The organism is Kumtagia sp. (assembly GCF_059502445.1).
Window position 1 is genome coordinate 16,069 of sequence record NZ_JCACER010000019.1, and the last position, 26,938, is coordinate 43,006.

The 26,938-nt window shown below is 67.1% G+C and carries 26 protein-coding genes; 11 read left to right on the forward strand and 15 right to left on the reverse strand.

Annotation, left to right across the window (positions count from 1 at the left end; translation table 11 throughout):
- Positions 1 to 48: 48 nt before the first annotated feature.
- Positions 49 to 1,308 carry an ABC transporter substrate-binding protein gene (locus AC5JDC_RS07790; protein WP_106772964.1) on the reverse strand — a complete coding sequence of 420 codons (1,260 nt, stop codon included), beginning with the start codon at positions 1,306 to 1,308 and terminating at the stop codon, positions 49 to 51.
- A 24-nt stretch (positions 1,309 to 1,332) separates the two neighbouring features.
- Complete coding sequence (locus AC5JDC_RS07795) at positions 1,333 to 2,259, reverse strand: N-acetylmuramic acid 6-phosphate etherase (protein WP_495840605.1); 927 nt, start codon at positions 2,257 to 2,259, stop codon at positions 1,333 to 1,335.
- A 198-nt stretch (positions 2,260 to 2,457) separates the two neighbouring features.
- Here AC5JDC_RS07795 and AC5JDC_RS07800 point away from each other — a divergent pair, with 198 nt between their 5' ends.
- Genes AC5JDC_RS07800 through nagA form a run of 4 tightly spaced genes read left to right on the forward strand, consistent with a single transcriptional unit; the run spans position 2,458 to position 6,308 of the window.
- Positions 2,458 to 3,339, forward strand: a complete 882-nt coding sequence (locus AC5JDC_RS07800; protein ID WP_495840607.1) for a glucosamine kinase nucleotide-binding domain-containing protein — start codon at positions 2,458 to 2,460, stop codon at positions 3,337 to 3,339.
- On the forward strand, positions 3,332 to 4,117 hold the full coding sequence (locus AC5JDC_RS07805; RefSeq protein ID WP_495840609.1) for a GntR family transcriptional regulator: 786 nt from the start codon (positions 3,332 to 3,334) through the stop codon (positions 4,115 to 4,117). Before AC5JDC_RS07800 ends, AC5JDC_RS07805 begins: the two co-directional genes overlap by 8 nt.
- Entirely contained in the window at positions 4,114 to 5,142 is a 1,029-nt protein-coding gene (locus AC5JDC_RS07810; protein WP_495840612.1) for an SIS domain-containing protein, read from the forward strand. Before AC5JDC_RS07805 ends, AC5JDC_RS07810 begins: the two co-directional genes overlap by 4 nt.
- The gene (gene nagA, locus AC5JDC_RS07815) at positions 5,142 to 6,308 is read left to right on the forward strand and encodes an N-acetylglucosamine-6-phosphate deacetylase (RefSeq protein ID WP_495840614.1); all 1,167 of its coding nucleotides are present in this window, start codon (positions 5,142 to 5,144) and stop codon (positions 6,306 to 6,308) included. Before AC5JDC_RS07810 ends, nagA begins: the two co-directional genes overlap by 1 nt.
- 36 nt (positions 6,309 to 6,344) lie before the next feature.
- Here the strand turns inward: nagA and rpe are convergent, their stop codons facing one another.
- Positions 6,345 to 7,022 (reverse strand): ribulose-phosphate 3-epimerase, encoded by a 678-nt coding sequence (rpe, locus tag AC5JDC_RS07820; protein WP_495840616.1) that lies wholly within the window; start codon positions 7,020 to 7,022, stop codon positions 6,345 to 6,347.
- A 127-nt stretch (positions 7,023 to 7,149) separates the two neighbouring features.
- Positions 7,150 to 8,661: an L-piperidine-6-carboxylate dehydrogenase gene (gene amaB / locus AC5JDC_RS07825; protein ID WP_495840618.1), complete on the reverse strand. Its 1,512-nt coding sequence runs from the start codon at positions 8,659 to 8,661 to the stop codon at positions 7,150 to 7,152.
- Between the two features lie 316 nt (positions 8,662 to 8,977).
- On the opposite strand from amaB, the gene AC5JDC_RS07830 reads away from it, so the two are divergent.
- Positions 8,978 to 9,787 carry a sterol desaturase family protein gene (locus tag AC5JDC_RS07830; RefSeq protein WP_495840620.1) on the forward strand — a complete coding sequence of 270 codons (810 nt, stop codon included), beginning with the start codon at positions 8,978 to 8,980 and terminating at the stop codon, positions 9,785 to 9,787.
- A 43-nt stretch (positions 9,788 to 9,830) separates the two neighbouring features.
- On the opposite strand, the gene AC5JDC_RS07835 is transcribed toward AC5JDC_RS07830, so the two are convergent.
- The 4 genes from AC5JDC_RS07835 to AC5JDC_RS07850 form a co-directional block, all read right to left on the reverse strand.
- Positions 9,831 to 10,091, reverse strand: a complete 261-nt coding sequence (locus tag AC5JDC_RS07835) for a DUF2442 domain-containing protein (protein ID WP_495840622.1) — start codon at positions 10,089 to 10,091, stop codon at positions 9,831 to 9,833.
- A 45-nt stretch (positions 10,092 to 10,136) separates the two neighbouring features.
- A complete protein-coding gene (locus AC5JDC_RS07840; protein WP_495840624.1) occupies positions 10,137 to 10,316 on the reverse strand; it encodes a DUF4160 domain-containing protein in 180 nt (59 codons plus the stop codon).
- On the reverse strand, positions 10,316 to 11,209 hold the full coding sequence (gene argB / locus AC5JDC_RS07845) for an acetylglutamate kinase (RefSeq protein WP_106772972.1): 894 nt from the start codon (positions 11,207 to 11,209) through the stop codon (positions 10,316 to 10,318). The genes AC5JDC_RS07840 and argB overlap by 1 nt, the downstream gene beginning before the upstream one ends.
- Before the next feature lie 85 nt (positions 11,210 to 11,294).
- Positions 11,295 to 11,726, reverse strand: a complete 432-nt coding sequence (locus AC5JDC_RS07850; protein WP_106772973.1) for an anthrone oxygenase family protein — start codon at positions 11,724 to 11,726, stop codon at positions 11,295 to 11,297.
- A 143-nt stretch (positions 11,727 to 11,869) separates the two neighbouring features.
- On the opposite strand from AC5JDC_RS07850, the gene AC5JDC_RS07855 reads away from it, so the two are divergent.
- The 4 genes from AC5JDC_RS07855 (at position 11,870) to AC5JDC_RS07870 (ending at position 14,598) form a co-directional block, all read left to right on the forward strand.
- Positions 11,870 to 12,451, forward strand: coding sequence for a sigma-70 family RNA polymerase sigma factor (locus AC5JDC_RS07855; protein ID WP_495840627.1), 582 nt, complete (start codon positions 11,870 to 11,872; stop codon positions 12,449 to 12,451).
- Positions 12,448 to 13,158, forward strand: coding sequence for an anti-sigma factor (locus tag AC5JDC_RS07860; RefSeq protein ID WP_495840629.1), 711 nt, complete (start codon positions 12,448 to 12,450; stop codon positions 13,156 to 13,158). Before AC5JDC_RS07855 ends, AC5JDC_RS07860 begins: the two co-directional genes overlap by 4 nt.
- Positions 13,159 to 13,457: 299 nt before the next feature.
- The gene (locus tag AC5JDC_RS07865; RefSeq protein WP_495840631.1) at positions 13,458 to 14,009 is read left to right on the forward strand and encodes a fasciclin domain-containing protein; all 552 of its coding nucleotides are present in this window, start codon (positions 13,458 to 13,460) and stop codon (positions 14,007 to 14,009) included.
- 406 nt (positions 14,010 to 14,415) lie between these two features.
- Positions 14,416 to 14,598 carry a hypothetical protein gene (locus AC5JDC_RS07870; RefSeq protein ID WP_495840633.1) on the forward strand — a complete coding sequence of 61 codons (183 nt, stop codon included), beginning with the start codon at positions 14,416 to 14,418 and terminating at the stop codon, positions 14,596 to 14,598.
- Positions 14,599 to 14,713: 115 nt separating this feature from the next.
- Here AC5JDC_RS07870 and AC5JDC_RS07875 read toward each other — a convergent pair whose 3' ends face one another.
- The 3 genes from AC5JDC_RS07875 to AC5JDC_RS07885 all read right to left on the reverse strand — a co-directional run bounded on the left by AC5JDC_RS07875 (position 14,714) and on the right by AC5JDC_RS07885 (position 18,601).
- The gene (locus tag AC5JDC_RS07875; RefSeq protein WP_495840635.1) at positions 14,714 to 15,535 is read right to left on the reverse strand and encodes a hypothetical protein; all 822 of its coding nucleotides are present in this window, start codon (positions 15,533 to 15,535) and stop codon (positions 14,714 to 14,716) included.
- Positions 15,536 to 15,735: 200 nt separating this feature from the next.
- Positions 15,736 to 17,316 carry a DHA2 family efflux MFS transporter permease subunit gene (locus AC5JDC_RS07880; RefSeq protein ID WP_495840637.1) on the reverse strand — a complete coding sequence of 527 codons (1,581 nt, stop codon included), beginning with the start codon at positions 17,314 to 17,316 and terminating at the stop codon, positions 15,736 to 15,738.
- Between the two features lie 22 nt (positions 17,317 to 17,338).
- Positions 17,339 to 18,601 carry an HlyD family secretion protein gene (locus AC5JDC_RS07885; protein WP_495840639.1) on the reverse strand — a complete coding sequence of 421 codons (1,263 nt, stop codon included), beginning with the start codon at positions 18,599 to 18,601 and terminating at the stop codon, positions 17,339 to 17,341.
- 116 nt (positions 18,602 to 18,717) lie between these two features.
- Here AC5JDC_RS07885 and AC5JDC_RS07890 point away from each other — a divergent pair, with 116 nt between their 5' ends.
- Entirely contained in the window at positions 18,718 to 19,446 is a 729-nt protein-coding gene (locus AC5JDC_RS07890; RefSeq protein ID WP_495840641.1) for a TetR/AcrR family transcriptional regulator, read from the forward strand.
- A 157-nt stretch (positions 19,447 to 19,603) separates the two neighbouring features.
- Here AC5JDC_RS07890 and yihA read toward each other — a convergent pair whose 3' ends face one another.
- Complete coding sequence (gene yihA / locus AC5JDC_RS07895) at positions 19,604 to 20,263, reverse strand: ribosome biogenesis GTP-binding protein YihA/YsxC (RefSeq protein ID WP_495840643.1); 660 nt, start codon at positions 20,261 to 20,263, stop codon at positions 19,604 to 19,606.
- Positions 20,260 to 20,898 (reverse strand): CatB-related O-acetyltransferase, encoded by a 639-nt coding sequence (locus AC5JDC_RS07900; RefSeq protein WP_495840645.1) that lies wholly within the window; start codon positions 20,896 to 20,898, stop codon positions 20,260 to 20,262. Before AC5JDC_RS07900 ends, yihA begins: the two co-directional genes overlap by 4 nt.
- A gap of 269 nt (positions 20,899 to 21,167) precedes the next feature.
- Between AC5JDC_RS07900 and AC5JDC_RS07905 the strand changes: the two genes are divergently transcribed.
- The gene (locus AC5JDC_RS07905; RefSeq protein ID WP_495840646.1) at positions 21,168 to 21,317 is read left to right on the forward strand and encodes a lipoprotein; all 150 of its coding nucleotides are present in this window, start codon (positions 21,168 to 21,170) and stop codon (positions 21,315 to 21,317) included.
- 128 nt (positions 21,318 to 21,445) lie between these two features.
- Here the strand turns inward: AC5JDC_RS07905 and AC5JDC_RS07910 are convergent, their stop codons facing one another.
- The gene (locus AC5JDC_RS07910; protein WP_495840647.1) at positions 21,446 to 25,093 is read right to left on the reverse strand and encodes a hydantoinase B/oxoprolinase family protein; all 3,648 of its coding nucleotides are present in this window, start codon (positions 25,091 to 25,093) and stop codon (positions 21,446 to 21,448) included.
- Positions 25,094 to 25,138: 45 nt separating this feature from the next.
- Entirely contained in the window at positions 25,139 to 26,938 is a 1,800-nt protein-coding gene (gene yidC / locus AC5JDC_RS07915) for a membrane protein insertase YidC (protein ID WP_495840649.1), read from the reverse strand.

A 26,938-nucleotide genomic window follows, 5' to 3' on the forward strand; every position in this document is an offset into this window, starting at 1 on the left:
CGGTTTTCGCCGCGACCCTCCCCTCGAGGGGGAGGGTTCACCAGCGCATCACTTCGCCGGCTTGTACCAGGCGTCGAGGCCCTTCTGCAGCTTCTCGCCGGCGACCTGCGGCGTGTCGGTGCCGTTGATGACGTTGGCGGACTCGACCCAGGTCTCGTTCTCCAGGTTCGGCGTGCCGCGCGACAGTATCTGGTAGGTCGAGCGGATCGTCGGCTTGCACTTCTCGCGCCACGACACGAATTCCTGTGCCAGCGGATCCTCCATCTTCACCGCCGCGTTGTTCAGGCTGAAGAAGCCCGGCAACGCGTTGGCGTAGATGGTGGCGAATTCCGGCGAGGCGACCCACGACAGGAAGGTTTTTGCCGCGTCGGCGTTCGGGCTCTTGGCGTTGAGGCCGACGGCGATGTCGGTGTGGTCGGAGATGTAGCAGGTGTCGCCTGCGGTCTTCACCGGCGGCGGGAAGGCGCCCATCTTGAACTGCGCCTGCGTGTTGAAGCCGGAAATCTCCCACGAGCCGGCCGGATAGATGGCGGCGCGGCCGAGCGTGAACAGGTTCTGGCTGTCCGGGTAGGTCTGCGCCTCGAAGCCGTCGCCGAGATAGTCCTTCCACTTGGCGAGCGTCGCATAAGGCTCGACCCATTGCGGGTCGGTGAGCTTCTGCTCGCCCTTGATCAGCGCCAGGCGGCCCTCCTCGCCCTTCCAGTAGTTCGGGCCGATGTTCTGGTAGCCCATGGTCGCGGCCTCCCAGAGATCCTTGGTGCCCATCGCCATCGGGATGTAGTTGCCGTCCGCCTTGATCTTGTCGAGCGCGGCGAAGAATTCCGCCTCGGTGGCCGGCGGCGTGATGCCGAGTTGCTGGAAGGCGTCGGCATTGTAGATGAAGCCGTGGATGACGGACGCCATCGGCACGCAGAAGGTCGCCTTGCCGTCGTCGGTCTGCCAGGCCGACTTGGCGACGTCGGAGAAATTCTCCATGCCGGGCAGGCTGCTGAGATCGGCGAGATGGCCCTTGGTGTAGAGGTCGAGCGAGGCGTCGAAGGGCCGGCAGGTGATGAGGTCGCCGGCCGAGCCGGCGTCGAGCTTGGCGTTGAGCGCGGCGTTGTACTCGGTCGGCGCCGACGGCGAGAACACCACCTTGATGCCGGGATTGGCCTTCTCGAAGGCCGGGATGAGCTTCTCCTGCCAGATGGCGAGGTCGTCGTTGCGCCAGCTCTCGATGGTCAGCGTCTTGTCCTGGGCCAGCGCCGCGCCGGCGCAGGCGAGCAGGCTGGAGCCCGTGAGCAACGCCGTGATGAGTCTTGTTGTCATTGCAGTCTCCCTGTTTCGACCTGTTCAGGTTCGATTGTGATGAGAGCGGGTGCTCCCCTCTTCGAGACCGGCGAGCGCCGGCCTGAGCTTTTGCCCGGCCTCGGCCAAGAGACGGGTCGCGGTGCGGAGGTCGTCCGCCCCGGCGGCAAGCAGGATCGCCGGCTTGACGGCGCCGCCGGTCTTTTCCAGGAGCCGCTGAGCCTCGTCCCGACCGCAGCCGGCGATCGCCGCCACGATGCGGGCGGCGCGGTCGCGCAATTTCATGTTGTCGGGACGCAGGTTGACCATGTAGCCGTCGTGGACATGGCCGAGATGGATGGCGACCAGGGTCGAGAACATGTTGAGGGCGATCTTCTGCGCCGTGCCCGCGCCCATGCGGGTCGAGCCGGCGATCATTTCCGGCGGCGTGGCGAGCACGATGCCGACATCGCCGCGCGTCGTCAGCGGCGTACCGGCATTGTTGGCGATGCCGATGGTGGCGGCACCGCGCCGGCGCGCTTCGTCGAGGGCGGCCACCGCATAGGGCGTCGTTCCGGAGGCCGACAGCGCGATCAGGCAGTCGCCGGCGTCGAGGCCGTTTTCCGCAACTTCCCTGACAGCCTCCGCCGCATCGTCCTCGGGCGCGCCTGGCAGGTCGACGAAGGCCTGCCTGCCGCCGGCGATCAGCACCACCACCCGCTCAGACGGGATGCCGTAGGTTCCGGGAAGCTCGAGCGCGTCGGCCAGCGCCATCAGGCCGGAGCTTCCGGCCGCCGCATAGAAGAGGCGGCCACCCCCGGCGAGCCGGCCGGCGGCTATTTCCGCGGCCAGGGCGATCGCATCGACGGCGGCATGGACGCTTTTCGCGGCCTCGACCTGGGCATCGGCCAGCAAGCGCAGGATGGAAGCGGGCGGCTGCTCGTCCAGCCCCTTCGCCTTTGCGTTCACCGCTTCCGTACCGGCATGCGCCATCAGATCCCCTCCATTCGGCGACCATACCAAAAAAATACCACTTGTCCAGCGCGGCATTTACGATTTGGTCACGGCTGAGGCACCAACCGAAGCCGGCGCAACTATATCAGCTACTTACATGATCCATTCCCCGGCCAAAAATTAACGCTTGGAGAATGGTATTTTATTGGTATTATCAAGAAAGAGGAGCATTTCCGCGTGGACCTGGTACTGGGCATCGATGGTGGCGGCACGAGCTGCCGGGCGGCGGTCGCCACATCCCGCGGCGAGATTCTCGGCCGCGCCAGGAGCGGCGCCGCCAACATCCGCACCGACCTGACCGGCGCCCGCGCCAGCATCGTCGAGGCGGCGCGGCTGGCCTTCATCGACGCCGGCCTTGACCCGGAGCGGATCGCCGAGACGCCGGCGGTTCTAGGGCTCGCCGGCAGCAATGTCGGCACCTACCGCCAGCAGCTCGAGGCCATCCTGCCCTTCCCGCGCTGCGCCGTCGAGAGCGACGGGCTGATCGCGCTGGAAGGCGCGCTCGGCGGCAGCGACGGCGCCATCGCCATCCTCGGCACCGGCAGCGTCTACATGATGCGGCGCGGCGACATGGTGCGCTCCGTCGGCGGCTGGGGTTTTCTCGTCGGCGACCAGGCGAGCGGCGGCCGCATCGGCCGCGATCTGCTCGAGGAGACGCTGCTTGCCTATGACGGCATCCGTCCGGCCTCCCCTTTGACAGACGCCCTGCTCGCCGTCTTCCGCGGCAATCCGCGCGACGTGGTCGAGTTCACCACCACGGCCAAGCCGGGCGATTTCGGCGGCTTCGCGCCGATGGTGTTCGACCATGCCACGAAGGGCGACGCTGTCGCCGAATTCATCGTCGCACGCGGTGTGGCGGCCATCGAGGCGTCGCTGGCCGTGCTGGGACTCGGCGACGACGAGCCGATCAGCCTGCTCGGCGGCCTCGCGGCGCTCTACGCGCCGCGCCTTTCGCCAAACTACCGCGAACGCCTGCGCCAGCCGCGGCAGGACGCGCTGGGCGGCGCCGTGTCGATGGCGGCCCGCCGTTTCGGCGCCGGGAGGCCGGGGCATGGCTGACCTCGCAGATACGATCTTCGGCGCCTTGAAGGGCGCCGGACCCAACGGCGCGCCGCTCTACCTGAAGCTGAAGCGCTCGATCGAGGAAGCCGTCCGGCGCGGCGTCCTCCTTCCCGGCGATGCGCTGCCCTCGGAGCGCGACATCGCCGCCAAGGCCGATATCTCGCGCGTCACCGTGCGCAAGGCCGTGCAGGATCTGGTCCGCGACGGGCTGCTGGTGCAGCGCCACGGCTCCGGCACCTTCGTCGCTCGCGCCGTCGAGCGGGTCGAGCAGTCCCTGTCGCTGCTGACCTCCTTCACCGAGGACATGGCGCGGCGTGGCAAGACGCTGCGTTCCGAATGGCTCGACCGCGGCATCTATGCACCCTCACCCGAGGAGATGATGGTGCTCGGGCTCTCTCCTCAGGAATCGGTGGCGCGGGTGAGCCGGCTTCGGATCGCCGACGGAACGCCGCTGGCCATCGAGCGCGCCGCCCTGCCGGTAATGGCCCTGCCCGATCCGACCGCCGTCGGCTCCTCGCTCTACGCGGCGCTGGAAAAGACCGGCAGCCGGCCGGTGCGCGCCATACAGCGCATCTCGGCGGCCAATCTGGGCGCCGCGGACGCGCGGCTGCTCGACCTGCCGACCGGCACCGCAGGCCTGCACATCGAACGCATCTCCTACCTGGCGAGCGGCAAGGTGGTGGAGTTCACGCGATCGATCTACCGCGGCGACACCTATGATTTCGTCGCCGAACTGAGACTGGGGGATTCCGCTGGCACGAGGAGCGAGCCATGAACGATCCCACCCATATGCGTCGCGAAATCGCGGAGATCCCCGAAGCCGCGGCAAGGCTGCTGAATGGCGGCGGCAAGGCGCTCGAGGCTGCCGGGAAAGGCATTCGCGACCTCGATCCCTCCTTCGTCATCAGCGTGGCGCGCGGCTCCTCGGACCATGCCGCCTCGTTTCTGAAATACGCGGTCGAGCTCACGGCCGGCATCCCGGTCGCCTCGGTCGGCCCGTCGGTCGCCTCCATCTACGGCGCCAACCTGAGGCTGGCCGGCTCGCTCTGCCTGACCATCTCGCAATCCGGCAAAAGCCCCGACATCGTCGCCATGGCGGCGCAGGCCAAGGCCGGCGGCGCGCTGACCGTGGCGCTGACCAACACGCCGGATTCGCCGCTGGCGCGTGCCTCCGACTATCCGATCGACATACTGGCCGGGCCGGAGCGCAGCGTCGCCGCCACGAAAACCTTCGTCAATTCGGCGCTGGCCGGCCTCGTGCTGATGGCGCATTGCACCGACGATGCCGACCTGCTCGCCGCGCTGCGGCGCCTGCCCGAGCAGTTCCGCCAGGCGATCGATTGCGACTGGATGGAGATCGCCGCGGCCCTGGAGGATGCGCCTTCCCTCTTCATCCTGGGACGCGGCCCCTCCTATGCGATCGCCAGCGAGGCGGCGCTGAAATTCAAGGAAACCTGCGGCATGCATGCCGAGGCCTACAGCGCCGCCGAGGTGATGCACGGCCCGCTGGCGCTGGTCGGTCCCGGTTTCCCGGTGCTGGCGCTGGCCGCGCGCGACGCCTCGGAGGCCTCGGTCGCCGAGACCTCCGACGCATTGGCCGCGAAGGGTGCCGCCGTCTTCGCCACGTCGCGGCGTACCGCGCAGGCGCGCATGCTGCCGCATGTCGCGACCGGCCATCCGCTGACCGACCCGCTGCCGCTGATCGTCTCCTTCTACGCCTTCGTCGAGTCTTTCGCGCGCCGGCGCGGCCTCGATCCCGACCAGCCGCGCAACCTGCGCAAGGTGACGGAGACGCGCTGATGCGGACGTTCGCGATCTCCGCGCCAAGAATCTTCGACGGCGAGGCATGGCACGAGGACGCCGCCGTCCTGGTACGCGGCGGCGATGTCGAGGCCGTGGTCGCGCGCTCGAAAATCCCCGCCGGGACGGTTGTGACCGAAACGGACGGCATGCTGGCGCCGGGCTTCGTCGACCTGCAGGTGAACGGCGGAGGCGGCGTCATGCTGAACGACCGGCAGGACGTCGAGACCATCCGCACCATCTGCGCCGCGCACGCCCCGTTCGGCACGACCGCGCTGCTGCCGACGCTGATCACCGACTCGCCCGAGATCACCGCGCGCGCCGTCGATGCCGGCGCCGCCGCGGCCGAGGCCGGCGTGCCTGGCTTTCTCGGCCTGCATCTCGAGGGACCGCACCTGTCCTTCGCACGCAAGGGCGCCCACGACATCCGCCTCATCCGGCCGATGACCGATACCGACGAGGCGTTTCTACTCGACGCGCGTGCCCGCCTGCCGGCGCTGCTGACGACCGTTGCACCGGAATCGGTCGAGCCGGAGCGCGTAGCCCGGCTTGCCGGCGCGGGGGTGGTTGTGAGCCTCGGCCATTCCGATACGCACCATGCGACCGCCCGCGCCTATGCCGAGGCCGGCGCGAGCATGGTGACGCATCTCTTCAACGCCATGAGCCAGATCGGCAACCGCGAGCCGGGCTTGGCCGGTGCGGGGCTGAGCTGCGGCACGCTGTGGACGGGGCTGATCGCCGACGGCTTTCACGTCGACCCGGCGACCGTCGGCATCGCCATGCGGGCGAAGATTGGGCCGGCGCGCATCTTTCTGGTCTCCGATGCAATGGCGCCGACCGGCACGGACATGACCTCCTTCACGCTCAACGGCCGCACGATCTTTCGCAATGGTGGCCGCCTGACGCTGGAGGACGGCACGCTGGCCGGCGCCGATCTCGACATGATCTCGGCGGTGCGCTTCATGCACCGGTCGATCGGCCTCGATCTCGGCGAGGCGCTGAAGATGGCCTCGCTCTATCCGGCCATGGCGATGGGCGTGGAGGTGCGCCACGGCCGGCTCGCCGGCGGCAGCCGCGCCGACATCGTGCAGTTGTCTGACCACCTCGACGTCGAAGGCGTCTGGATCGGCGGCGACAAGGTTTCTAGCCGGCACGCTACCGCGTAGCGGTCCCGCTGCTCGGTATGCCGACAAGCTGGATTTCTACTTCGCCCCAGCGTCAGCCGCCGTGCGGATCGCCTCGATATTGGCGCGATAGGCGTCGGTCGAGCCGCCCTTGAACACCGCCGAGCCGGCGACCAGCACGTCGGCGCCGGCCGCAGCGACCAGCGGCGCGGTGTCCGGCGTGATCCCGCCATCGACTTCGATATGGATCGGCCGGTCGCCGATCATGGCCTTCACGCGGCGGATCTTCTCCAGCATGGCCGGGATGAAGGCCTGGCCGCCGAAACCAGGATTGACCGTCATGACCAGGATCAGGTCGAGCCGGTCGAGCACATGCTCGATTGCGCTCTCCGGCGTCCCCGGATTGAGCGACACGCCAGCCTTCTTGCCGAGGTTCTTCACGGTCTGAAGCGAGCGGTCGAGATGCGGGCCGGCTTCGGCATGAATGGTGATCAGGTCGGCGCCCGCCTCGGCGAAGGCGGCGATGTAGGGATCGGCCGGCGCGATCATCAGGTGGCAGTCGAACAGTCTTTCGGTACGGCCGCGGATCGCCTTCACCACCGGCGGGCCGAAGGTGATGTTGGGCACGAAATGCCCATCCATGATGTCGAGATGCACCCAGTCGGCGCCGGCGGCGACGACCGCCTCGACCTCGTCTCCCAGCCTCGCAAAATCCGCCGAGAGGATCGACGGCGAGATGATCACATTTCCGGTCACGACGTCTCCTTGCGAAGGGTTGAAGAGGAACCGCCGGGGACAGTTTACTTTTTTCCGCCTGCATCGGCCTTGACGCGCTTCGGCCTTTCCGCGGAAAGAAAGTAAACTGTCCCCGGCATTTCCGAACTCAGTCGATGTCGAACGACACGCCCTGCGCCAGCGGCAGCGCCCTCGAATAGTTCACCGTGTTGGTGGCGCGGCGCATATAGGCCTTCCAGGCGTCCGAGCCGCTCTCGCGACCGCCGCCCGTCTCCTTCTCGCCGCCGAAGGCGCCGCCGATCTCGGCCCCCGACGTGCCGATGTTGACGTTGGCGATGCCGCAGTCGGAACCCTCCGCCGAGAGAAAGCGCTCCGACTCCATGAGGTCGCGGGTGAAGATCGACGACGACAGGCCGGCGCCGACGGCGTTGTGCTCGGCGATCGCCTGGTCGAGGTCGCTGTATTTCATGACGTAGAGGATCGGTGCGAAGGTCTCCTCCAGCACCGGACCTGTCTGCTTCGGCATCTCCACCAGCGCCGGGCGGACGTAATAGGCATCGGCGCCGCCGGTGTCCACGCGCTCGCCGCCGGTCACCGTGCCGCCTTCGGCCCTGGCCGCGTCGAGCGCCTTCTGCATGCCCTCGAAAGCCACCTTGTCGATAAGCGGGCCGACCAGCGCGCTGGTTTCCAGCGGGCTGCCTACCGACACGCTCTGATAGGCCTTCCGCAGGCGCGGCACGAGCGTGTCGTAGACGCTGTCGTGCACGAACAGGCGCCGCAGCGTCGTGCAGCGCTGGCCGGCCGTGCCCATGGCGCCGAAGGCGATGGCGCGGACGGCCATGTCGAGATCGGCACTTGGGCAGACGATGCCGGCATTGTTGCCGCCGAGCTCGAGGATGGCACGGGCGAAGCGTTTTGCCAGCCGCGGCCCGACCGCGCGGCCCATGCGGGTCGAGCCGGTGGCCGAGACCAGCGGCACTTTCGGATGGTCGACCAGCACCTCGCCGATCGCGCCGTCGCCGATCAGCACCTGCACGAGCCCGTTCGGCACATCGGCTGCGCGCTCGGCCGCGCGGGCGAAGATGGCCTGGCAGGCGAGCGCGGTCAGCGGCGTCTTCTCCGACGGCTTCCACACCACGGAATTGCCGCAGACCAGCGCGAGCGCCGCATTCCACGACCACACCGCCACCGGGAAGTTGAAGGCGGAGATGACACCGACGACGCCGAGCGGGTGCCAGGTCTCCATCATGCGGTGGCCGGGGCGCTCGGTGGCGATGGTGAGGCCGTAGAGCTGCCGCGACAGGCCGACGGCGAAGTCGCAGATGTCGATCATCTCCTGCACTTCGCCGAGCCCCTCGGACGGGATTTTTCCAACCTCGATCGACACCAGCCGGCCGAGATCGGTCTTGGCGGCGCGCAGCTCCTCGCCGAGCAGCCGCACCAACTCGCCGCGCTTGGGCGCCGGCACGTTGCGCCAGGCGCGGAACGCCGCGTCCGCCTCCTCGATCGCCGCCGCCGCGTCGCCCGCCGAGATCGTCTTCAGCGCCGCGATCTGCTCGCCCGTCACCGGACTGCGAACGACGAGATCGCCGCCGGCAAGACGATCCGCCCGAACTCCCAGCCTGCCGAGCAGTTCCGTGGTCTCGCTCCTGATGTCCATCGAACGTCTCCTTACGCTTGTGTCGGGCGCTGTCCGCATTCCGACGTCGCCGGCGTGCCCATCTTCAGTGCCGCCGCGGCTCGATTGGGTGCGGCTATATCGCGATACGGCGCGAAAATTCCACCGGATTCCACCTGAGGACAGCCATTTTCCGCTGCGCATGCACGAAGCGGTGGACGGGGTGCCATCTTCCGCAACCCTTGCTGGCTTCCAAGCTTGCGGCTGTCGCTTCCCGTGTTAAGGTTTTGTCTTGCAGGCTCGCAATCGTTTTTCGCAAAGGCGGAGCCGACGGGGGTTACGTGTGGGGGTCGCCGGCGTGATTGGCGAGTTCGTGGTGCTGCTGGCGGCGGTCTACCTCGCCACGGTCGCGCTGTATTTCGCCCTGGGCGTCGGCATTAGCTGGCTCAACGACCGCAATCCGCAACGCCGCATCCAGCAGCGGCGGCGCGGCGAAAGGCGCATGGCGGCGGAAATCCGCCAGAGCATGGCCTCGATCCTGGTATCCAGCCTTTCGCTGGCGATCGGCCTCCATGCCCAGATGCAAGGCTGGGCACCGATCCCCTGGGCGCTGGACTGGTGGACCGCCCTGCCGCTGTTCCTGCTTTGCATGGTGCTGTTCGATACCTGGTTCTATTTCGCCCACCGGCTGCTGCACACCAGACCCTTCTACCGCTTCCACGCGCTGCACCACCGCAGCGTCGCGCCGACGGTGTGGAGCAACGATTCCATCGGCCTGGTGGACACCGCGATCAGCCAGGGTTTTTACGCGGTGATCGTCTTCTTCGTGCCGTTTCCGCCGGTCATCCTGCTCGCGCACAAGGTCTTCGACCAGATCAACGGCACGTTCGGGCATGCGGGTTTCGAATATTTCGCCGCGCCGACGGCGCGCAGCCCCTGGCCGATGCTGTGCACGACCTACCATGACCAGCACCACGCGCAGTTCCGCTACAACTACGCGAACTACTTCTCGTTCTGGGACCGCATGCTGGGGACGATCACGCCCGGCTACGACAGGCGGGTGGAGACGTTGGAGAGGACCGCGGCGCCGCTGAACCTGTCTGCCCCGGAAGCCGATGCTGGCGACGAGATCTTTCCGGACAAGCGCGCCGTCCCCCCGGCCGAGTGACCGGCCACCGGATTTTCACGTCGGCGTCGCGAAGTCCGGCGGACTACTCCGCTGCCTGCCTGGAGCGCGGCCGCGTCTGGTCGCTGTGTCCGGCCAGCAGGCCCTGGATCGAGATATCCTCGTCGAGCGCTTCCCAATGCAGCCCGCGCGTGCTGATGGTCACCGCTTCGCGTTCTGCGCTTGTCGCGCGCAGCAGCCGCGGAAACCATGCGAGAGGAACACTCAGCACCCGCCCGTCGGACAGGTCAATCCGCATGCTGTCCTGATCGAAGTCAACTTTGACAACCCTAACCGAAGAATTCATACCAAGCCTGCTCAATTTCGTCGCGACGCCTCACGATGATTTCGGTCAGTTCGCGAAGCGTCTTGGCGTTGAAGCCGTCATTGTAGCTACCACGACATCCGGCCTGAGCCAAAATTTGGCATCGATGTCGTCCTTCAGCACGTGGATGTGGGGCGGTTCGCGAGGCTCCCCTTCGTTCGAATAGAAGTGGAACCGTAAGCCCTTGTGTCGAAAGACGACCGGCATCACGGCACGATCAGCGTCCCGGCCCCATGCTCGGTGAACAGCTCCAGCAGCACGGCGTGCGGCGTCTTGCCGTTGAGGATGACCACCCCTTCGACGCCACGGTCGATCGCCTCGATGCAGGTCTCGACCTTCGGGATCATGCCGCCGGAGATGGTGCCGTCGGCGATCAGCGCCTTGGCCTGCGCCACCGACAGTTCGTCGATCAGCTTCTTGTCGCCGTCGAGCACGCCGGGAACGTCGGTCAGGAACAGCAGCCGCTTCGCTTCCAGGGCGCCGGCGATGGCGCCGGCGAAGGTGTCGGCGTTGATGTTGTAGGTATGGCCGTCGCGGCCGGGCGCCACCGGCGCGATCACCGGGATCATCTCCGAGCGGGCGAGCAGGTCGAGCAGCGTGCGGTCGACCTCGACCGGTTCGCCGACGAAGCCGAGGTCGAGCACCCGCTCGATGTTGGAATCGGGATCGCGCACCATCTTCTTCGCCTTCTCGGCGAAAACCATGTTGCCGTCCTTGCCGCACAGTCCGATCGCCCATTCGCCCTCGGCGTTGATGAGCGCCACGATCTCCTTGTTGATGGAGCCGGCCAGCACCATCTCGACGATCTCGACGGTCTTCTGGTCTGTCACCCGCAGGCCACCCTCGAATTTCGACTCGATGCCCATCTTGGTGAGCATGGCGCCGATCTGCGGCCCGCCGCCATGGACGACGATCGGATTGACGCCCGACTGCTTGAGCAGCGCGATGTCGCGGGCGAAGGCACGGCCGAGTTCCGGATTGCCCATGGCGTGGCCGCCATATTTCACCACCACCGTCTTGTTCTCGTAGCGCTGCATGTAAGGCAGGGCGCGGGACAGCAGGGCGGCTTGCGCGGCGGCGGTTTCGGCGATGTCCATCAGGTCCTCCGGAGGTGATCCGCGGCGCGTCTTAGCGATAAAGCCGGCGGCTAGCAAATGGCGTCGCGGCCATTCGCCGATCGACGATCTACCAGGACGAAGCCAGCAGGAAGATGACGGTCGCGGCGAGGCCGAGAGTGGTGCGCACGGCATGCAGGCCGGCCCATTTCCGCAGGAGATCGCGGCTGTCCGGTCCCGCCTGCGCCGGGTCCATTCCCATCAGCACGTCGTTGACCGGCCGGATGGCGATCAGGGTGAACGGCCAGTTGGCGACCAGGACCAGCGCGCCGGCGAGCCATGGCCAGCCGCCGGTCTGCCACCAGGCGGCGAGCCCGAGCAGGAAGCCGACAAGCGCCAGCGTCGCCTGCATGGCGTAGCCGCGCTTGTAGGAGGGCTTCCATTGCGCCAGCAGGGCGCGGTCGTCGAGGGAAAGCCGGGCCGGATGCTCGACCAGGTTGATGTAGACGGCCGCTCCGGAAAACAGGGCCGCGACGACGAGGGCGAGATGGCCGGCGATCATGACGTCTCCAATCGGCGCTGATCAGTTTCGACGATGGTATGCCGGCCGAAGCCGCGCGCAAGGTCCCATGCGCCAGACGCGGACGGAAGCGGATGCGCGGCCGCCAGTGGTGATGGTCCGAAATCGTGATAGTCTGGCCGTGCATGGAACCGAAAGCGTCAGCCTCCGCAGGTGACCGGTCTCCGGCGGGACAGCCGGATGTCACGCGGCTGATCGTGCGCGTCTCGATGAAGGATCGCGCCGCCTTCGACCTCCTCTACCGCCAGACCAGCGCGAAACTCTTCGGTGTCTGCCTGCGTGTCTTGAACGATCGTTCCGAGGCCGAGGAAGCGCTGCAGGAGGTATTCGTCAAGATCTGGACCAAGGCGGATCGCTTCGCCGCCTCCGACCTCAGCCCGATCTCCTGGCTGGTGGCGATCGCGCGCAACCACGCGATCGACCGGCTGCGCCAGCGCCGGCAGACGGCGGCCGGCATCGAGGAAGCCGCCGAGATCGCCGATCCGGCTCCCGATCCCGAGGCGCTGGCGGCGGCCGGCGGCGAGGCCGGTCGCATCCACCGCTGCCTCGAGGAACTCGACACCGACCGGGCTGAAGCGGTGCGCGGCGCCTATATCCGGGGAGAGAGCTATGCGGAACTGGCGGCTCGCCATGGCGTGCCGCTGAACACCATGCGGACCTGGCTGCGGCGCAGCCTGCTGAAACTCAGGGAATGCCTCGAACGATGAGCATCGTGGAAGACAGACTGCCGGACGAAGGTGGCGACGACCTGCTCGCCGCCGAATTCGTGCTCGGCGTGCTGTCCGCCGAGGAACGGGCAGCGGCGGCGCGGCGCATCGAGGCGGAGCCGGCTTTCGCGCGGCTCGTCGAGCGCTGGGAGGGCGATTTCGCGCCGATGGCTGCCGCCTACGCGCCCGTCGAGCCGCCGGCCTCGGTGAAGGCCGGGCTCGACAGGCGGCTGTTCCCGGAAGGCGGGGAACGGTCGCGGCCGGGCCTGTGGTCGAGCCTCGCCTTCTGGCGCGGGCTGGCGGCCGCGGCGGTCGCCGCTTTGGCCCTCGCCATCCTGCTGCCCTTCGCGGTGCGCCCGCCCGCTCCGCAGGACCGTCTGGTCGCCTCGCTCTCGGCGGCGGACAGCGACGTTCGCTACGTCGCCTTGTACGATCCCGCCGCGGGCCAGGTCGACCTGCGCCATGTCTCCGGCGAAAGGGCCGCCGGCCGAGACTTCGAACTCTGGGTCATCGAAGGCGCCAACCAGCCCATCTCCATGGGCGTCATCCCGGCCGGCGAAACGGCACAGCTTCCGGTCGAGGCGGAGGTCGGCGGAAGGCTCGCCGCGGGCGCCAAGCTGGCGATCAGCCTCGAACCGGCGGGCGGCTCGCCGACCGGCCTGCCGACCGGCCCGGTGATCTCCCTGGGCGACCTGTTGCGGCTTTAGGGTCGGCACGCAGCGGCCAGCGAATGATGCTGCCCGCACTCCCTCTCCCGTTCCACCTGTCTGACTCATACGTTCCACAGTTGAGCTTCGGCTTGCTGGTTGTGTGGGATTTTCTGATTGTCTTGCGTTGCCTCGCGATATGGCCCGGCCAACTTTTCCCCGGGACGCTGTCCGGTGCTTCAAACATTCGCGATGCGCGGATTCCGTCGCGACATCGCCGCCCTGAAACTCTTCTTCGCTTTGTCTCGTAACTCTTTGTGTCGCCCGCCAGACGGGAAGCAACCAAGGAGAATCCCGAAATGCGCAAGGTCACCGCAGCCCTCTTCGCCTCCGCGTTCGCGCTCGCCGCGACGGCAGTCTATGCCGCGAACCCGATGGTAGGCGGAGCGCCGATGTATGCTGACAAGAACATCGTCGAGAATGCCGTGAATTCGAAGGACCACACGACGCTGGTCGCCGCCGTCAAGGCCGCCGGCCTGGTCGAGACGCTGCAGGGCGCCGGACCCTTCACCGTGCTTGCCCCCACCAACGAGGCCTTCGCGGCACTTCCGGCAGGCACGGTCGAGACGCTGCTGAAGCCGGAGAACAAGGACAAGCTGACCAAAATCCTGACCTGCCACGTGGTCGGCGCCAAGGTGCTGTCGGCCGACATCATGAAGATGGTCGACGACGACAAGGGCGCCCATCCGGTCAAGACCGTCGGCGGCTGCACCTGGACCGCGAAATACCAGGGCGACAAGATCATGATCGAGGACGAGAACGGCAACGTCGCCAACGTCACCATCGCCAATGTCGAGCAATCGAACGGCGTCATCCACGTCATCGACAAGGTTCTGCTGCCGAAGATGTAATTCCCATCCCGGCCGAAGAGGCCGGGGCCGGAAACCCGCCGTCTCAGGCTATCGGACATGCGGGCGGTTTCCGGCTTCACCGCCCGCGCGTCCGACAAGCGCTCCGCACCCTTCGCGCCGCATCCGCGACCGAGGCGGAGCGCTTCGCTTTTCGCGTTCCCCGACGCGCTTGACCTCAACCGAGCTTGAGGTCCTAGCCTGATGCCCACCGTTTCAGGAGAGCGCGCATGGACTTCATCGACGACACCGTCAGCCCGGTCGTCTTCATCAACATCTTCACCGTGAAGCCCGGCTGCATGGACGAATTCATAGCCCTGCAGCAGGCCCATCTGCGGCGCTCGCGCGGCATCGTTCCCGGCTGGCGGGGCAGCCGGCTGCACCGCGGCCTCGACGGCATCACTGCGACATGGTCAGCACCTTCGATTCGATCGCCGACCACCAGCGGGTGCACGGCACCGAGCGCTTCGCCGAGCATGTCGTCAAGGTGCGGCAGTTCATGGAGAAGAACGAGCCCGGTTATTTCCTGCTCGCCGAGCATGTCGACATCGCCGAGGCGCGCAGCCGGCCGGTCAGCGCACCGGCGGCCTGAAGCCGTCCGGCTTCGTTCGCCGGCAGCAGCCATCGTCGCCACGCAGCGAAGAATCCGCTGTGGCCGTTCGCCTTGTGCCCGGAGGGGCAGCTTTCATATCGAGCAGACGCTGCCGTCACGACGTGTCGGGCGGCTCCAGCGCCCACTGGGCAAGTCCGTGCAGGACGTCCAACACCTCGTGCACCTCATGGGTGGGTTTTCGCTGCCAGCCCGGCGGCCGGCCGGGTTTCAGCGGCGAGAAGCGGCCGAACCGGCGCAGACCGCCGGATTCCCGCTCGCGCGCGAGGGCGGCGTCGCGGCGTGCCCGCCAGCGGGCGAAGCGCCTTGCCTGGCCGGGCAGGTCGTCCAGCGCCAAAACCAGCGCCCGCAGCCGCGAGTCCAGCCGCCTCGCGTCGATCGGATCGTTGGGCGACCAGGCGGGGATGCGGAACGGCTCGGTGATACCGGGAACGGAGATGCGCGGCACGCCCCTGGGCGCCAGCCACGGGCGGCGGTTCCAGGGTTTTAGCGGATCGAGCAGAGGCAGGGTCGCGCGCCGGGCGCGGGTTTTCGGCCGCGCCGGCATGCGGACGGGGCCGGCTCCGGGCCGGAATTTCGGCTGCGGTTTCTGCCGGGGCGCCGGCAAGGCGACGACGAGGCCGCGCGCGGCCACGACGATGAGGCGCCGCACCGCCGCTTCGGCCGGGCGCAGCAGCCGGAGTATGGCGCGGTGGAGGCGGCGGGGAAGGGTGAGCGAGGGGTCGAGTGCCGGCGCAAGTGCCGGGGACAGTTTACTTTTTTCGGCCCGCGACAACCTTGAAGCGGCTGTGCCCTTCTGCCGAAACAAAGTAAACTGTCCCCTGAGTTCCCCGAGATCCAGCCCGGCCATGGCGACGAGCATGGCGAGGATGCGCTTCAGCGCCTCGCGATTCTTCTCGATTGCCGCATCCCAGTCCACCGCCGCCTCCTTTCCAGCACAGGCGGCGGGATTGTCGCTCCGGCCGGGAGGGGCGGGGATAAAATGAGGAAAAATCATCCTGACGGATGCTGACAACGGTCGCGGCGAACTCCGGGCAATTCCACCATTGTCCGGACATTCGCGTCCTGCTCGAAAGGGCTAAATTGCAACGGCCGGGCGGCGAAGCCGGCGCAACCTGCTTAGTGGCCGCCGCCCCCGCCGGCTGCGGCCGGTGGCTTGCGCATCATCACGGAAAACAGCGCGAGCGAGGCGAACAGCATGGTCAGCAGGTAGAACACGTCCATGAACGACATCAGCATCGCCTGCTGATGCACCATGTTGCTCAGGTTCGACAGCGCCGCCGTCGCCCCGTCGATGCCGTGCGCCTGGAAGTTGGCAGCCATGTTGTCCAATTGCTGGACGGCTTCGGGATTGCGCCAGGTCACGTGCTCGGAAAGCCGCTCGTAGTGCAGCACGCCGCGGTCGGTGAGCACGGTGTTGATGACGGCGAGGCCGACGGCGCCGCCGAGATTGCGCGTCAGGTTGAACAGGCCCGACGCGTTCTTGATCATGGACGGCGGCAGCGTGCCCAGCGCCAGATTGTTGATCGGCACCATGCACAGCATCAGCGACGTGCCGCGCAGGATCTGCGGCAGCAGCAGTTCGTAGAAATCCCAGTCGGCGGTGATGTAGGTCATGCGCCAGGTGCCGGCGGCGAAGCCGACGAAGCCGATCATCATCATCAGCCGCGGGTCCATCTTGCGCGACAGGAAGCCGGCGACCGGAGCGGTGAAGAACATCGCCAGGCCGCTGACGAACAGCGCCTCGCCGATCATCAGCGAATCGTAGCCGCGGATGCGCCCGAGGAAGAGCGGATAGAGATAGGTGAGCCCGTAGAGGCCGATGCCCATGACGAAGGAGAACACCGAGCCGAAGGCGAAATTGACGTTGCGGAAGGAGCGCAGGTCGACGATCGGCTCCTCGCGCGTGAAGGCGCGCCAGAAGAAGATCACGGCGCCCACGACCAGAACGATGGCGAAGATGAACACGCTCTCGTCCTGCAGCCAGTCGTTGTTCGGGCCTTCCTCGAGCACATATTCGAGCGAGCCGAGGAAGGCCGCCATGCCCGCCAGCCCCCACCAGTCGAACTTCGCCAGCAGCCCGTGCTCCGGCTTGTCGAAGTCGATCAGCGACCAGGCGGCGGTGGCGACGAGAATGCCGGGAATCACGTTGATCAGGAACAGCCAGTGCCAGGACAAGGCATTGGTAAGATAGCCGCCGACGGTCGGCCCGATGGTCGGCGCCAGCGTGGCGACGAGGCCGATCATCGGCGACACCATGGCGCGCCGCGACGGCGGGAAGATGGTGAAGGCGGCGGCGAACACGCTGGGGATCATGCCGCCGCCGATGAAGCCCTGGATCGCCCGGTAGACGATCATCTGGTCGATATTGGTGGCGGTGGCGGCAAGCGCGCTTGCCGCTGTGAAGCCCGCGGCCGAGACGGTGAACAGCACGCGCGTCGACAGGAGCCGCGCCAGGAAGCCCGACAGCGGGATCATGATGACCTCGGCGATCAGATAGGCGGTCTGCACCCACGATATCTCGTCGGAGCTGGCGCTCAGCCCCGCCTGGATCTCGGTAAGCGAGGCCGAGACGATCTGGATGTCCAGGATCGCCATGAACATGCCGAACACCATCGCGAAGAAGGCGATGATGCGGCGGGTGTCCGGCATGGCGTCCTCGCGCCGCGGCGGCGCGCCGGTGATGGTTGCGGTGGCCATTGTCGTGCCTCCGGCAAGAACCTCAGTTCACCGCCGTGTCCGGCGTCTTGGCCGCGGTCGCCCCGCCGGCCGGCGGCGCGGTACGGCTGTCGACGTCGACGATCACCGAAAGGCCGGCCCGCAGCTTGCCCGAGGCCAGCGCTTCGGCGGAAACGTCGATGCGCACCGGCACGCGCTGCACCACCTTGGTGAAGTTGCCGGTGGCGTTCTCGGCCGGCAGCAGCGAGAACACGGCGCCGGATGCCGGCGCCAGCGAGGACACGGTGCCCTCAAGTTCGGTGCCGTCGATGGCGTCGACCGACAGCCTCACCTTTTCGCCGGGGACGAGGTGGCCGAGCTGCGTCTCCTTGAAGTTGGCGACGACATAAAGCTTTTCCATCGGCACGACCACCGCGAGCTTCTGGCCGGGCGACACCAGGTCGCCCTGCTCGACGGCGAAATTGCCGACCACGCCGTCATAGGGCGCGCGCAGCACGGTGAAGGACAGATCGCGCGCCGCCTTGTCGCGGGCGAGCTCGAGATTGCGCAGCGTCGACTGCGCTTCCTGGTACTGCGCCTCCAGCACGCCGATATTGGCCTGGGCGCTCTGGATCTGCGCGTCGGCACCGGCGAGCGTCGCATCGGCCTGCTCGAGCGCGGTGTTGGCGTCGTCGACCTGCGCCTGCGTGGCAACTTTGGTCTTGAGGAGCTGGCTCGCGCGACCGGCAGCGAGCTGGGCGTTGTGCTGCCCGGCCACGGCCGAGGCCTTCTGCGCCTGCGCCTGCGCAAGGGCGGCGCGCGCCGCCTCGGTTTGCGCCTGGATGCGGACGAGCGACTTGTTCTGCACGTCCACCTGCGCCTGCGCCTGCTCCAGCGCGATGCGGTAGTCGCCGTCGTCGATGGTGATCAGCGGGTCGCCTGCCTTGACGTGCTGGTTCTCCAGAACGTCGCGGCGCGCCACGTAGCCGGTGATCTTCGGTGCCACGAAGGCCATGTCGGCCTGCACATAGGCGTCGTCGGTCGAGATCATGAAACGGCCCTCGGTCCAATAGTCGTAACCGTACCAGCCGGCAGCCGCGAGCAGGCCGGCCGCAATAATGGGCAAAAGAAACCTTTTCGCAGAACGCTTCTTGTTCTTGGGCGCGGAAACGTTAGTCTCTGCCGCAGGCGGCGCGATGGGTAAGGGACGCTCCGCCACCGGCGCTGGATGCTCGACATCCGGCACGGACTTCATGGCGGGGAACGGATGGACAGCAGACACGGCAGGCGTCTCGGATGCGGCGGGTTTCGCGGTGCGGACGGACATGATTCGGGGAGCCTAGCAATTGAACTGAACCGTTCGGTTCGACGTTGACATAGCGTAGGGAAGCGACCATATCAAGACCAATCGAACCGATCGGTTCGAAATAGTTCGAGGAGCAAATGTCTGCCGAACCGAAGGTCCTGGAGGACCGGATCATTGAGACAGACGAATGCGGCCGCAAGGGCCGCCCCGCCGCGGGCCAGGATCCCGCCAAGCGTCGCCAGATCATGGAAGGCGCGCGCCGCGTCTTCATCAACATGGGCTTCGACGCCGCGTCGATGAACGACATCACCCGCGAGGCGGGCGTGTCGAAAGGCACGATCTACGTCTATTTCGCCAACAAGGAAGAGCTGTTCGAGGCCCTCATCGAGGAAGAGCGGCGAACCATCTACGCCGACCTCTACCAGGTGCTGGAGCGCGACGGCGACGTGCGCGAGATCCTGCTCGCCTATGGCCTGGCACTGGCGAGGAAGATCACCTCGCCCACCGTGCTGAAGGCGCAACGCACGGTGATCAGCATCTGCGAACGCATGCCGGAGGTGGGCGTGCGCTTCTACGAACGCGGGCCCAAGCGCGGCCACGACAAGCTCGCCGCCTATCTGACGCGCGAAGTGGAAGCCGGGCATCTCGCCATCGCCGACATCGACCTGGCCGCCTACCAGTTCGCCGACCTGTGCATGGCGCGCCTGTTCCGCCAGTGCCTGTACGGCTATCGCAGCACGACACCGAGCGAAGCCGAGCTGGAGCGGGTGGTGACGGCGGGGGTGGACGTGTTTTTGAAGGCGTACGGGGCGGAGAAGGAGGGTCCAGGGGACGGTTTTGCCCGTCTACCGACAACCCGAAATTAGCGCAGGACGTTCGCGACAGGGATGACGCAGGTGCCGGGGACAGTTTACTTTCTTTCGGCAGAAAAGCCGCAGCAGTTCAGAAGTCGCGCGGGCCGAAAAAAGTAAACTGTCCCCTGCGTTTCCGTTCGAGTGCCGCTGTCCCCGGCGTCCGCGATCCCTACTGCGTCGCCGCCAGCGTGATCGCCGCGCGCAGGTCGTCGATGCCGGCACTTTTCTCCGACGAAGTCGCGATGATCTCCGGATAGGCCGCCGGGCGCTTCCTCGTCTTCTCCGCGGTTTCCGCCAGCAGTTTAGGCACGCCGGCCGCCTTGATCTTGTCGATCTTGGTGAGCACGATCTGGTAGGAGACGGCCGCCTTGTCGAGCAGCGTCAGCACCTCCTCGTCGACCGGCTTGATGCCGTGGCGGGCGTCGATCAGCACATAGACCCGCTTCAGCGTCACCCGCCCGCGCAGATAGTCGAGCACCAGCTTCGTCCACCGCTCGACCTCGGTCTTCGGCGCCTTGGCGTAGCCGTAGCCGGGCATGTCGACCAGCGCCAGCGGCGGCAGGTCGCCTGCCTCGCCCGAATGGCCGTCCGGCACGAAATAGTTGAGCTCCTGGGTGCGGCCCGGCGTGTTCGATGTCCGCGCCAGCCCCTTCTTGCCGACCAGCGCATTGATCAGCGAGGATTTGCCGACGTTGGAACGGCCGGCAAAGGCGATCTCGGCGGGTCCCTGCGGCGGCAGCAGCGCCATCGACGGCACGCTGCGGATGAAGACCCACGGCTTGCCGAAATAGCCTGCCTCCGATGTCGCCTGCGCGGCCGGCGCATTCATTGCCCGGCCTCCAGCGCGGCGAGATCGGCGCCGCGGATGGCATCCAGGTTGCGGCTGATCCTGTCGACAGGCCAGTCCCACCAGGCGAGCGCCAGCAGCCGCGCCACGGTCGCGGCATCGTAGCGCGTCCGCACCACCCGCGCCGGATTGCCGGCGACGATCGCATAGGGCGGCACGTTCTGCGTCACCACCGAGCGCGCCGCCGCGATCGCCCCGCTGCCGATCTTCACGCCGGGCATCACCAGGGTCTCCATTCCGAGCCAGACATCGTGTCCCACGATGGTGTCGCCGCGCACCTCCCGCCGCCAGGTGTCCACGTCGAAGCCTTCCTCCCAGCCATGGCCGAAGATGTTGAACGGATAGGTCGAGAAACCGGACATCGCATGGTTGGCGCCGTTCATGATGAATTTCACGTCCTGCGCCAATGCGCAGAAGCGGCCGATCACCAGCCGGTCGCCGATGAAGGGATAGTGGTAGAGCACGCATTTCTCGAGGAAATGCTCCGGGCCGGCCGGGTCGTCATAGTAGGTGAATTCGCCGATCTCGATGTTCTCTGCCTCGACCAGCGGCTTCAGGAAGCCGACGCGCGGATGCATCGGCATCGGATGCTTGACGTTCGGAGGCGGCCCCTTCATGGAAATCCCGGATGTCTTGCCTTGAAAAGACGCGTGCAGCCTGTTGCGCCCGTGTGGGATTCGGCACCAGCTGTCGCCGGCGATCCGGCCTTCCCAGTGAATGCCCGGTTCATCGCATGGGCATCCGGACCGTTCAAGCGAAAACACCGGCGCCGCTCGCGGCGGATCCGTCGATATTGTCTCGCAGAGCTGAGTGTGAGAAGAAGTCGCGTCGCCTTGTTGCCATCCGGCAAGGCACGGACCGACACTGCCGAGATCGGGAAAACATGATGACGATGCGCCGGCTGCTCTTGATCGCACTCTCCGCCGCCATTCTGGCCGGCTGCCAAAGCGGCGGCGGCGCGGATGTGAGCGCCTCGGAATGCGACCCGCGCGCCACCGACAGCGGGCGCTGCGTGCCCGGCACCTATCCGCAATAGCCTGCGCATCATGTCGGCTGGCCGGGAGCGCTCGTCCGGCCGTCACGATGCAGATTTCCGGGCGCCGTATCCCGCCGCGATCTTCCATCACCGGGCGCGCCGGCTCATCGCGGCGAGCCGACGGCAGCTCAATCCGCATCCTCGGGCCTGCCAAAACCCCCGCCGGTCGGCGTCACGATGGTGATGGCCTCCCCTGCGTCGAGCTCGGTCACGGCGCAGCCGGCGAGCTCTTCCAGCGCGCCATCCAGGCGCCGCACCACGTTTCGGCCCAGCGCGCCGGGCTCGCCGCCCAGCGTCCCGAACGGCGCGACCTTGCGGTGCCCCGACAGGATCGAGCATGCCATCGTCTCGCGGAACCGGATGGTGCGGCTGGTGCCGTCGCCGGCATTCCAGCGGCCGCGGCCGCCCGAGCCGGCGCGGATGTGGAAATCCTCGAGCACGACCGGGAAGCGCGCCTCGAGGATTTCCGGATCGGTCAGCCGCGAGTTGGTCATGTGGGTATGCACGGCGCGCGTGCCGCTGAAGCCGGGCCCGGCGGGGGCGCCGGAGCAGATCGTCTCGTAGTACTGGTATCTGTCGTTGCCGAAGGTGAGATTGTTCATGGTGCCCTGCGCCGATCCCAAGACTTCCAGCGCGCCGAAAAGGCAATTGGTCACCGCCTGGCTGACCTCGACATTTCCGGCCACCACCGCCGCCGGCCATTGCGGGGAGAGCATGGAGTTCTCCGGCAGCACGATGCGGATCGGCCGCAGGCAGCCGGCATTCATGGGAATGGCGTCGTCCACCAGCGCGCGGAAGACGTAGAGCACGGCGGCGCGCGTCACCGGCTCCGGTGCGTTGAAATTGTCGTTGCGCTGCCCCGAGGTGCCGGTGAAGTCCACCACCGCTTCGCGCCTGTCGTGATCGACTTCTATCCGCACCTGGATGGCGCAGCCCTGGTCCATCGGATAGCTGAAGGATGAATCCCTGAGCTTGCCGATGACACGACGAACACTCTCCTCGGCATTGTCCTGGACGTGCCCCATATAGGCGATCACCGCTTCGAGGCCGAACTGCTCGACCATGCGGCGCAGCTCGGCCACGCCCTTCTCGTTCGCCGCGACCTGGGCCTTGAGGTCGTTGACGTTCTGCACGACGTTACGCGCCGGATAGCGGGCGCCCTGGAGAAGTTCCAGCAGCGCCTCCTCGCGGAAGGCGCCCTCCTCCACCAGCTTGAAATTGTCGATATAGACGCCCTCTTCCTCGATGGTCCGCGCCGACGGCGACATCGAGCCGGGCGTCGTGCCGCCGATATCGGCGTGGTGGCCGCGCGAGGCGACCCAGAACAGGATCGAAGCGCCGCCGCTGTCGAACACCGGCGTGCAGACGGTGATGTCCGGCAGATGCGTCCCGCCGCGATAGGGCGCGTTGAGCGCATAGACGTCGCCGGGCCGGATCGCCGCGTTCTGCCGGATGACCGCCTCGACGGAGCGGTCCATCGACCCCAGATGCACCGGCATATGCGGTGCGTTGGCGACCAGCGCGCCGCCGGCGTCGAACACGCCGCAGGAAAAATCGAGCCGTTCCTTGATGTTGACCGAATAGGCGGTGTTCTGCAGCGTGACGCCCATCTGCTCGGCGATGGACATGAACAGATTGTTGAATATCTCCAGCATCACCGGATCGGCCTCGGAGCCGATCGCGGTCGCCTTCGGCAGCGCCAGGTAGCGTTCGAGCACCAGATCGCCCTGCGCCGTCAGCCGGGCCTGCCAGCCGGCCTCGACGACCACGGTCTGATGGGATTCGATGATAAGCGCCGGTCCCTGCACGAGATGTCCGGGCGACAACGCTTCCCGGCGATGCACCGCCGCATCGTGCATCCGGCCGTCCGAGAAGAATCGTGTCCGATCGGCCGGCCGCGGCGGCGCCATGATGTCGGGTCGGCTGGAGGATGCCGATGCGGGCGCCGCGGTGCCGCTGCTCGCCTCCACCGAGACCGCTTCGACGATGAGCGCCTTGCTGCGGTCGAGGAAGCCGAAGCGCGCGCGGTGCGCCGTCTCGAATCGGCCGCGCATGTCATCGACCGACATGGCCCGTCCGGCCCGTTCGAGGCGTTCGCCGCCCCCGGCGGTGAAAGCCGCGACGGCAAGCGGCGTGTCGGTCCCGGCATAGCGGACATGGGCCTGGACGCTGACCGCGATCCGGTCCTCGGCCACGCCCTGCCGCACCAACTCGGCGCGCGCCTCCTTCCCCAGCTCGCGCGCCACGTTCAGGATGTCGGCGGCGCGGTCGGCGGCAAGCGGCGCCTCGAGCGATTTCTGGCGCACGCAGCGTATGTCCGCCAGGCCCATGCCGTAGGCCGACAGCAGGCCCGAGAACCGGTGCACCAGCACCGATTTCATCGCCAGCGCGTCGGCGACTTGGCAGACATGCTGTCCGCTCGCGCCGCCGAAGCCGTTCAGCGCGTAGCGCGTGACGTCGTAGCCGCGCTGCACGGAGATCTTCTTGATCGCCTCGGCCATGTTGTTGACGGCGATCTTCAGGAAACCGTCGGCGATCTCCTCGGCGCTGCGCCCATCGCCGATCTCCGCCGCCAGCGCTTCGAATTTCTCGCGCACCAGTGCCGCGTCCAGCGGCTGGTCCTCGCAGGGACCGAAGATCGGCGGGAAAAATTCGGGCCGCAGCTTGCCGACCATCACATTGGCGTCCGTGACGGTCAGCGGTCCGCCCCGGCGGTAGGAGGCGGGACCGGGATTCGCGCCGGCGGAATCCGGGCCGACGCGGAAGCGCGAGCCGTCATAGTGGAGGACCGAGCCGCCTCCCGCCGCCACGGTGTGGATCAGCATCATCGGGGCCCGCATGCGGACGCCCGCCACCTCGGTCTCGAAGGCGCGCTCGTACTCGCCGTCGAAATGCGCGACATCGGTGGACGTGCCGCCCATGTCGAAGCCGATGACCTTGTCGAACCCGGCCTCGGCGCCGGTCTGCGCCAGCGCGACGACGCCGCCGGCGGGGCCCGACAGGATGGCGTCCTTGCCCTGGAATCGTGCCGCCTCGGTGAGCCCACCCGACGACATCATGAACAGCACGCGCGCGCCGGTGCGCCTCACCTCCAGCTCGTCCTCCACCTGCGCCACGTAGCGGCGCAGGATCGGCGACAAATAGGCGTCCACCACCGTGGTGTCGCCGCGCCCTACAAACTTGACCAGCGGCGAGACCTCGTGGCTGACCGAGACCTGCGGAAAGCCCAACTCGTGCGCGATGCCGGCGGCGCGGCGCTCGTGCTCGGGGTAGCGGTAGCCATGCATGAAGACGATGGCGATCGACCCGTATCCGGCGGCCCGAATATCCCGCAGCGCGGCGCGCACCGCATCGTCGTCCAGCGCCTTCTCCACCGTGCCGTCGGCCAGCACGCGCTCGTCGACTTCGGCGACGCGGCTGTAGAGCAGGTCGGGCTTAACCACGTTGCGCGCGAAGATGTCGGGGCGCGCCTGGTAGCCGATGTCGAGCGCATCGCGGAAGCCGCGGGTGGTCAGCAGCGCCGTCGGCTCGCCCTTCCGCTCCAGCAGGGCATTGGTGGCGACGGTGGTGCCCATGCGCACCTCGCCGACCGTGCCCGCCGGGATCGGCTCGCCCGCCTTCAGGCCGAGCACGAGCCGGATGCCATGGACGGCGGCGTCACGATAGGATTCCGGGTTGTCGGATAGGACCTTGCGGGCATGCAGGCGCCCGTCCGGCGCCCGCCCGATGACGTCGGTGAACGTGCCGCCTCTGTCGATCCAGAAATCCCAGGTCATGGCGCAGCTGTACGAAGGGCCGCACGCGACGGGCCCTCTGATCCGCTATTCGGCGGGTGTCGGTTTTCGCTTGAACAGGCCGGCGAGATTGTCCCACAGCTCGATCTTGGCGCCCTGCCGCTTCATGATCACGCCCTGCTGCAGGATCGACAGCAGATTGTTCCAGGCCCAGTAGATGACCAGGCCGGCCGGGAACGACGCCAGCATGAAGGTGAAGACCAGCGGCATCCAGTTGAAGATCATCGCCTGGGTCGGGTCCGGCGGCGTCGGGTTCATGCGCATCTGCAGGAACATGGTGACGCCCATGATCAGCGGCCACACGCCGATGTGCAGGTATTCCGGAACCGCGAAGGGCAGCAGGCCGAACAGGTTGAACAGCGACGTGGGATCGGGTGCCGCAAGGTCGCGGATCCAGCCGAAGAAGGGCGCGTGCCGCATCTCGATGGTGATGTAGAGCACCTTGTAGAGGGCGAAGAACACCGGGATCTGGATGAGGATCGGCCAGCAGCCGGCGATCGGATTGATCTTCTCGGTCTTGTAGAGCTCCATCATCGCCTGCTGCTGCTTCATCTTGTCGTCCGCGTATTTCTCGCGGATTTCCAGCATCTTCGGCTGCACCTTCTTCATGTTCGCCATCGACACGTACGACTTGTTGGCGAGCGGGAAGAAGACAGCCTTGACCAGCACTGTGGTGGCGAGGATGGCCAGGCCGAAATTGCCGAGCAGCTTGTAGAGGTTGTCGATCAGCCAGAACATCGGCTTGGTGATGAAATAGAACCAGCCCCAGTCGATCAGCAGGTTGAACTGGCGGATCTGCCGGTCGGCCTCGTAGCCGTTGATCTGGGCGACTTCCTTGGCCCCCGCGAACACCAGGGTCTCGACCGTGGCCGACTGTCCGGGCGCCACCTGGATGGCGTCGGTCAGGAAGTCGGTCTGGTAGCGTGGCCGGCCGTCGGCGAAATAGGCGAAGCGCGGTTGGAACGACTGCTTGGCGGACGGCACCATGGCGACCGCCCAGTATTTGTCGGTGATGCCGAGCCAGCCGTCGCTCGATTTGCCCGGCTTGATCTCCTTGTCGTCCTCGATCGTCGAGTAGCTGATCTCCTGCAGGCCCTCCTCGCCAGTGACGCCGATGAGGCCCTCATGCAGGACGTAGGCGGCGGCGTGCAGCGGCTTGTCGTAGCGGCGGACGATTCCGTAATTGTGGAGATTGGCCTGGGCCGTGCCGTTGTTGCTCACCGTGTCGGTGACGGTGAACATGTAGTCGGCGTCGACGCTGATCGTGCGCCGGAAGGTCAGGCCGTTGTCGTTCGACCAAGCAAGGGTGACAGGGGTCGACGGCGTCAGCATCTCGCCGCTCTCGACGGTCCACACCGTTTCGGAATCCGGGAACTCGCCCTTGGCGCCGCCGCTGAAGCCGATCTCGGCGAGGAAGCCGTTGGGCAGCGACTGCGGGTTCAGAAGCTCGATGGTCGGCGAGTTAGGGTCGACGGTGAGCCGGTAGTCCTTGAGACGGAGATCGTCGAGCCGCGCGCCGGCGAGATTGATCGAGCCGGAGAGGCTCGGCGTATCGATCTTCACGCGCTGCGTGGCGGCGATCGCCTGATCGCGGCCGGCTTCGGTGGCGCCGTCGGTCCCGGGCACGCCCGGAACCGCACCCTGCGGCACGGGAGCCTGGACGCCTCCGGGCTGCGCCGCCTGCTGCTCGGTCTTGACCCGCTCGGCCTCGACCTGCGCCGCCTCGCGCTGCGCCTCGATGCGCGGGTTCATGTAGAAGAACTGCCAGGCCGTCAGGATCAGCACCGACAAGGCGATGGTGATTAAGAAATTCCGGTTGTTTTCCAT

Bases quoted from the DNA above. Each gene is read 5' to 3' on its own strand.
- AC5JDC_RS07880 (WP_495840637.1), bottom strand. From the start codon at position 17,316: ATGGCCACCGCAACCATCACCGGCGCGCCGCCGCGGCGCGAGGACGCC.
- AC5JDC_RS07790 (WP_106772964.1), bottom strand. From the start codon at position 1,308: ATGACAACAAGACTCATCACGGCGTTGCTCACGGGCTCCAGCCTGCTC.
- AC5JDC_RS07870 (WP_495840633.1), top strand. From the start codon at position 14,416: ATGGTCAGCACCTTCGATTCGATCGCCGACCACCAGCGGGTGCACGGC.
- AC5JDC_RS07865 (WP_495840631.1), top strand. From the start codon at position 13,458: ATGCGCAAGGTCACCGCAGCCCTCTTCGCCTCCGCGTTCGCGCTCGCC.
- AC5JDC_RS07810 (WP_495840612.1), top strand. From the start codon at position 4,114: ATGAACGATCCCACCCATATGCGTCGCGAAATCGCGGAGATCCCCGAA.
- yidC (WP_495840649.1), bottom strand. From the start codon at position 26,938: ATGGAAAACAACCGGAATTTCTTAATCACCATCGCCTTGTCGGTGCTG.
- AC5JDC_RS07855 (WP_495840627.1), top strand. From the start codon at position 11,870: ATGGAACCGAAAGCGTCAGCCTCCGCAGGTGACCGGTCTCCGGCGGGA.
- AC5JDC_RS07835 (WP_495840622.1), bottom strand. From the start codon at position 10,091: ATGAATTCTTCGGTTAGGGTTGTCAAAGTTGACTTCGATCAGGACAGC.
- AC5JDC_RS07860 (WP_495840629.1), top strand. From the start codon at position 12,448: ATGAGCATCGTGGAAGACAGACTGCCGGACGAAGGTGGCGACGACCTG.
- AC5JDC_RS07900 (WP_495840645.1), bottom strand. From the start codon at position 20,898: ATGAAGGGGCCGCCTCCGAACGTCAAGCATCCGATGCCGATGCATCCG.
- AC5JDC_RS07885 (WP_495840639.1), bottom strand. From the start codon at position 18,601: ATGTCCGTCCGCACCGCGAAACCCGCCGCATCCGAGACGCCTGCCGTG.
- AC5JDC_RS07905 (WP_495840646.1), top strand. From the start codon at position 21,168: ATGACGATGCGCCGGCTGCTCTTGATCGCACTCTCCGCCGCCATTCTG.
- AC5JDC_RS07805 (WP_495840609.1), top strand. From the start codon at position 3,332: ATGGCTGACCTCGCAGATACGATCTTCGGCGCCTTGAAGGGCGCCGGA.
- amaB (WP_495840618.1), bottom strand. From the start codon at position 8,661: ATGGACATCAGGAGCGAGACCACGGAACTGCTCGGCAGGCTGGGAGTT.
- nagA (WP_495840614.1), top strand. From the start codon at position 5,142: ATGCGGACGTTCGCGATCTCCGCGCCAAGAATCTTCGACGGCGAGGCA.
- AC5JDC_RS07795 (WP_495840605.1), bottom strand. From the start codon at position 2,259: ATGGCGCATGCCGGTACGGAAGCGGTGAACGCAAAGGCGAAGGGGCTG.
- AC5JDC_RS07910 (WP_495840647.1), bottom strand. From the start codon at position 25,093: ATGACCTGGGATTTCTGGATCGACAGAGGCGGCACGTTCACCGACGTC.
- AC5JDC_RS07890 (WP_495840641.1), top strand. From the start codon at position 18,718: ATGTCTGCCGAACCGAAGGTCCTGGAGGACCGGATCATTGAGACAGAC.
- AC5JDC_RS07840 (WP_495840624.1), bottom strand. From the start codon at position 10,316: ATGCCGGTCGTCTTTCGACACAAGGGCTTACGGTTCCACTTCTATTCG.
- yihA (WP_495840643.1), bottom strand. From the start codon at position 20,263: ATGAATGCGCCGGCCGCGCAGGCGACATCGGAGGCAGGCTATTTCGGC.
- AC5JDC_RS07850 (WP_106772973.1), bottom strand. From the start codon at position 11,726: ATGATCGCCGGCCATCTCGCCCTCGTCGTCGCGGCCCTGTTTTCCGGA.